The sequence below is a fragment of the Microvirga sp. P5_D2 genome, from assembly GCF_054049475.1.
Window position 1 is genome coordinate 1 of the sequence record NZ_JBFUMH010000237.1, and the last position, 5705, is coordinate 5705.

Sequence of the window (5705 nt, forward strand, 5' to 3'; positions counted from 1 at the left end):
GGTTTAGGCCGATTAATTTCAGGAGGGGCTTGCAGCCGCGAAATCGTTCTGCTAATTCGACCACCTCTTCAGGAGAACCCCTCCTGAAAATCAGTTCGCGGTCATGGCGGAATTGGTAGACGCACTACCTTGAGGTGGTAGCGGGGAGACCCGTGGAGGTTCGAGTCCTCTTGACCGCACCAAACTACAAAAAGGTCCCTTTTCGGGGCCTTTTTTGTTGGTCATCTCGCGGCGTTATCCTAAGACGCCCTGGATCAATCTGACAGGAACGGCGGGCAAGCGATTCATCGATATGGCCTTTCAGCGCGGCGGCTGTCGCAAGCGCCGAATGGCCGGGCATTTTCCGAAGCGATCAATTTCTTAAGGACGGCTCATGCTGGAAGTCGAAAACGACAAGACGCTTCCTACGCCCGACGGGCCGGAGACCGCGCTCCCTGTTTTCCGGGACGAGAAAGGTGAGCTCAATCCGGAATTCCTGGCCACCGCCGCCGATGCCATCGAAGCCTCGGACACAGATCTGCTTCAGCGCCTCGTGGAAGACTTCCACGAATCCGATCTCGGCGATCTCATCGAGGCGCTCGAACCCGAGCACCGCCCTCGCCTCATCGAGCTTCTGGGCTCCGCCTTCGACTTCACCGCGCTCACCGAGGTGGACGAGGCCGTCCGCGAGGAGATTCTCGAAGAGCTCGAAACATCGACCGTGGCCGAAGGCGTCCGCGATCTCGACTCGGACGATGCCGTCACCATTCTCGAAAGTCTTCCCCAAGAGGAGCAGGCCGAGGTTCTCGACCAGCTTCCCGCCATGGAGCGCGTCGCGCTTCAGCGCTCCCTCGATTACCCCGAGGACAGCGCGGGCCGGCGCATGCAGACCGAGTTCATCGCCGTGCCGCCGTTCTGGACGGTGGGGCAGACGATCGACTTCATGCGCGAAGGCACCGACCTGCCGGAAACCTTCTACGAAATCTTCGTGATCGATCCGGCGGGCCATCTGCTCGGCGCCGTCGCCCTCGACAGGCTGCTGCGCTCCAAGCGCCCGGTCACGATCCAGGAGCTCATGGACGACGAGCCCGACCGGGTGGAAGCGACCCAGCACCAGGAGGACGTGGCGCGCCTGTTCGAGCGCTACAACCTCGTCTCCGCCGCAGTGGTGGACGAGGCGGGCCGCCTCGTGGGCGTGATCCTCGTCGACGACATCGTGGACGTGCTCGAGGAAGAGGCGGATGCCGACATCAAGCAGCTCGGCGGCGTGAACTCGGAGGAAGAGCTGTCCGACACGGTCTTCTATATCCAGCGCAGCCGCTTCCCCTGGCTCTTCGCCAATATGTGCACGGCGCTGATCGCCTCCACGATCATCCGCCTCTTCGAGGGATCGCTGGAGCGGATGGTGGCGCTTGCGATCCTCATGCCCATCGTCGCCTCCATGGGCGGCAATGCGGGAACGCAGACCATGACGGTGGCCGTGCGCGCGCTCGCCACCCGCGAGCTCGGGCGCTCCAATGCTTGGCGCATCATCCGCCGCGAGGCGATCGTGGGGCTGCTCAACGGTCTTGTCTTCGCGACCATCATGGGGACTCTCGCCGGGCTCTGGTTCCAGTCGGCACAGCTCGGCGTGGTGATCGGGCTGGCGCTGATCACGGTGCTGGTGTTCGCGGCGCTGGGCGGCATCTTCGTGCCGCTCACCCTCAACCGGTTTGGTGTGGACCCAGCCGTCTCGTCGGGCCCATTCGTCACCAGCATTACGGATATCGTCGGGTTCCTGTCCTTTTTGGGTATAGCTACGGTCTGGTTTAACCTGTAATCCTGTGAAAGGATCATTTTCGTAATGGCCTGTTAACGCTCTTGGGGCATGGCTGGTGAAGTCCAGTTTTGCGTCAAATACAGTTGAGCCGATGAAGACTCGCCGCCGTACCTCCAGCCGTTCCAGAACCTCTGGCCTGACGACGTTCATCCGGTTCACCCGGTTTGCTGCCCTGGCCACCGTTGCTCTCGGCCTCGCCTCCTGCGCCGTCGGCCCCGTCACCACTTCCAGCCGCTATCCCACCAAGAGCGATGTGCGCCCCCACCAAGGCGTCGCGAAGGCCCATCGCCTGCCGATCCATGGCGTCGATATTTCCAAGTGGCAGGGCACGGTGGATTGGGCGGCCATGCGTCAGGCCGGCACGCAGTTCGCCTTCATCAAGGCGACCGAGGGCGGTGACCATGTGGACAACCGCTTCATAGAGAACTGGTATGGCGCCAAGAAAGCCGGCGTTCCGCGCGGCGCCTATCACTTCGTTTATTGGTGCCGCCCGGCCCACGAACAGGCAGCTTGGTTCAAGCGCAATGTACCCTCCGATCCGGATGCCCTGCCCCCGGTTCTCGACGTGGAATGGAACGGCCAGTCCGTGAACTGCCCGAAGAAGGTTCCGCGCGAGCAGGCGCTGGCCATGATCAACCTGATGCTCCACGAGATGGAAGCGCATACGGGCAAGCGGCCGATCCTCTACACGGACATCACCTTCCATAAGGAAATCCTGGAAGGCGAGTTCAACGACTACCCCTACTGGATCCGCAGCACCGCCGCCGAGCCCCAGGAGCGCTACGACAACCGCCGCTGGACCTTCTGGCAGTTCACCACCACCGGCCGCGTGCCGGGCGTGAGCGGCGACGTTGACCGTAACACCTTCTACGGCACCGAAAACCAGTGGCGCATATTCGTCCAGAGCAACTGCGACCCCCGCGACTACCGCAGGCTCGCATCCGCCGGACGATGCCAGAATTTGGACCCTGTCCAGACGGCGAGCATCGACGAGTAAGCCAGCTTACACTGCAAGATTTGGGGCTCTCTCACCTAGTGGGGGAGCCTTTTCATTTCGGACATTCGACCAATTTCTCCAATGTCACTGCTTGAAAAGGTCAGCACTGCTGTCCAAGATGCATCGAGACAACAACAATGATCCGCGAGCCTTCGGCTCAGAGTGAGATCGGGAGGAAACGATGCTGCCGAATGCCACCAAGGCCTTCAATTTCGATCTCGGCGAGACTGCCGATGCCATCCGCGAGACCGTGCGCGACTTCGCGCAGGAGAAGATCGCGCCGCGGGCCGAGGAGATCGACCGGACGAACCAGTTTCCGCGTGATCTCTGGCCCGAGATGGGCGCGCTCGGCCTGCACGGCATCACGGTGGAGGAGGAATACGGCGGTACGGGGCTCGGCTATCTCGAGCACGTGATCGCCATGGAGGAGATCTCCCGCGCTTCCGCCTCGGTCGGCCTCTCCTACGGCGCGCATTCGAACCTCTGCGTCAACCAGATCCGCCGCAACGGCAACGAGGAGCAGAAGCGCCGCTACCTGCCCAAGCTCATGTCCGGCGAACATGTGGGCGCGCTCGCCATGTCGGAGCCCGGCTCCGGCTCGGACGTGGTGTCCATGCGCACCCGCGCCGAGAAGCGCGGCGACCGCTATGTGATCAACGGCAATAAGATGTGGATCACCAACGGCCCCACCGCCGAGACCCTCGTGGTCTATGCCAAGACCGATCCCGAGGCCGGCGCGCGCGGCATGACCGCCTTCCTCATCGAGAAAGGCTTCAAGGGCTTCTCCACGCACCAGAAACTCGACAAGCTCGGCATGCGCGGCTCCGATACCTGCGAACTCGTGTTCGAGGATTGCGAGGTGCCGGAAGAGAACGTGCTCGGCCATGTCGGCAAGGGCGTGAACGTGCTCATGTCCGGTCTCGACTACGAGCGCGCGGTTCTCGCTGCCGGGCCGCTCGGCATTATGCAGTCATGTATGGACATCGTCATGCCCTACATCCACGAGCGCAAGCAGTTCGGGCAGGCCATCGGCGAGTTCCAGCTGGTGCAGGGCAAGGTCGCCGACATGTATGTGACGATGAATGCGGCCAAGGCCTATGTCTATGCGGTCGCGAAGGCCTGCGACCGTCATGAGACCACTCGCGAAGACGCGGCAGGCGCGATCCTTTACGCGGCAGAAAAGGCCACGCAATGCGCGCTCGACGCCATCCAGCTKCTCGGCGGCAATGGMTATATCAACGAYTATCCSACMGGCCGCCTGCTGCGYGAYGCSAAGCTCTACGAGATCGGCGCMGGCACSAGCGAAATCCGCCGCATGCTGATCGGCCGCGAGCTGTTCACGAAGACGGCTTGAAGCATCATCGTTGAAGGCGAGGCAGGGATGACCTTGAAGCTCTATGCGCACCCGTTCTCATCGTATTGCCAGAAGGTGCTGACGGCTATGTACGAGAACGACACCGCATTCGAGTATCGCATGCTCGGCAGCGAGGAGACGGATGCGGAGCTGGAAGGTCTTTGGCCGATCAAGCGTTTTCCCGTCCTCGTCGATAGCGGGCGTACCATTGTTGAAGCGATCATCATCATCGAGCATCTTCAATTGTATCATCCGGGGCCGATGCGGCTGATCCCGGACGATGCGAAGAAGGCGCTCGATGTGCGCATGATGGACCGCTTCTTCGACAATTACGTTATGACGCCGATGCAGACGATCGTCTTCGACAAGATCCGTCAGGAGAGCGACCGCGATCCTTACGGGGTCACGCATGCGAGAGAGATGCTCGACAAGGCCTATGGATGGCTCGATGGCGCGCTCGCGGGGCGTGAATGGGCCGCAGGCGACAGCTTCAGCGCGGCGGATTGCGCCGCCGCGCCATCCCTCTTCTATGCCGATTGGGTTCACCCCATCGACGAGAAGTTTTCACGCGTTCGCGCCTATCGCCAGCGATTGCTCGCCCGTCCCTCCTTCGCACGTGCGGTCGATGAGGCAAGGCCCTATCGTCATTTCTTCCCGCCCGGTGCGCCGGATCGGGATTAGCGGGTTTTAGATCGTCCACACATCGCGCGTGATGGCGATCAGGGTAAGTCCCTTCCTACCCTCGCGGAAGATGAGCCGCAGGCTTTTCCAATTCATCGCCGCTTGAGCGCCCTGCCCTAGAATATGCAGTTCGACCACGATGCTGCCGGGCACAAAATCGTGGTTGTTGTTGACCTGGTTTCCACGCTGCCTGGGCTCGTCGTACAGCACTTCATCGGCCTTACGGTAATCGGCGTTCCAGACGAACTCGTCGAAATAGCGGCGGCAGGTGGTCTCGATGGGGTTGCCGCTGCCGTCCCGATATCCCCATAGGCGGGTCTGCGGATTGCTCGCACAACGTTCGACCTCGGCCCGTGACAGGCGGACGTCGTCACCGTCCACCATCACATAGGGGCTGACGGCCAGCCCCTCCTCTGCGACGAATGCGGCGAGCGTTTTGAAGTCTCGTCCTGCCAGGGCAGTCAGCACGTCGGTGGCCGCCGTCTCGACCGCAACACGCGCAGCCGGTTTCGACGTTTCGGCGGAAAGGTTTCCGCAGGCGGCAAGGCTAAGGCACAACAAGGCGGCAAGGCGCTTCAAGGCTGCTCCGTAAGATGTGATGCCCGGCATATCGCCGATTCAGATAATGGAATAGTGATACAAGGCAACGGGATTCGCGAGCTTTAAGGCCGCCCCTGTGAGCGCTTCTGAGAAAGAGGATTGCCGGTGTTCTACTACGCCTCGAAGATCGCCTGGTTCTTCACCACGCCGTCCAACCTGCTTCTCAGCCTCATCCTGTTCGGCCTGGTCCTCGCCTTCTTCCGCCGCCTGCGGAAGCTTGGGCTGGGTTTCGCATTCTTCATGACAGTGACGACCATCGCCCTCGGCCTATTACC

At 61.7% G+C, this 5705-nt stretch carries 5 protein-coding genes and 1 tRNA gene; 5 read left to right on the top strand and 1 reads right to left on the bottom strand.

Going from position 1 to position 5705, the window contains the following annotated elements; translation table 11 throughout:
* The first annotated feature begins 97 nt into the window (after nt 1-97).
* The 5 genes from ACXJKO_RS29200 (at nt 98) to ACXJKO_RS29220 (ending at nt 4830) form a co-directional block, all read left to right on the top strand.
* Nucleotides 98-182 (top strand) — tRNA-Leu (locus tag ACXJKO_RS29200).
* 191 nt (nt 183-373) lie between these two features.
* The gene (gene mgtE / locus ACXJKO_RS29205) at nt 374-1798 is read left to right on the top strand and encodes a magnesium transporter (protein WP_457094533.1); all 1425 of its coding nucleotides are present in this window, start codon (nt 374-376) and stop codon (nt 1796-1798) included.
* Nucleotides 1799-1889: 91 nt separating this feature from the next.
* A complete protein-coding gene (locus tag ACXJKO_RS29210; RefSeq protein ID WP_457094534.1) occupies nt 1890-2795 on the top strand; it encodes a glycoside hydrolase family 25 protein in 906 nt (301 codons plus the stop codon).
* Nucleotides 2796-2976: 181 nt separating this feature from the next.
* Nucleotides 2977-4149 (top strand): isovaleryl-CoA dehydrogenase, encoded by a 1173-nt coding sequence (locus tag ACXJKO_RS29215; protein ID WP_457094535.1) that lies wholly within the window; start codon nt 2977-2979, stop codon nt 4147-4149.
* Nucleotides 4150-4176: 27 nt separating this feature from the next.
* Nucleotides 4177-4830 carry a glutathione S-transferase family protein gene (locus tag ACXJKO_RS29220; RefSeq protein ID WP_457094536.1) on the top strand — a complete coding sequence of 218 codons (654 nt, stop codon included), beginning with the start codon at nt 4177-4179 and terminating at the stop codon, nt 4828-4830.
* Nucleotides 4831-4836: 6 nt separating this feature from the next.
* Here ACXJKO_RS29220 and ACXJKO_RS29225 read toward each other — a convergent pair whose 3' ends face one another.
* Complete coding sequence (locus ACXJKO_RS29225) at nt 4837-5409, bottom strand: hypothetical protein (RefSeq protein ID WP_457094537.1); 573 nt, start codon at nt 5407-5409, stop codon at nt 4837-4839.
* Nucleotides 5410-5705: the final 296 nt, after the last annotated feature.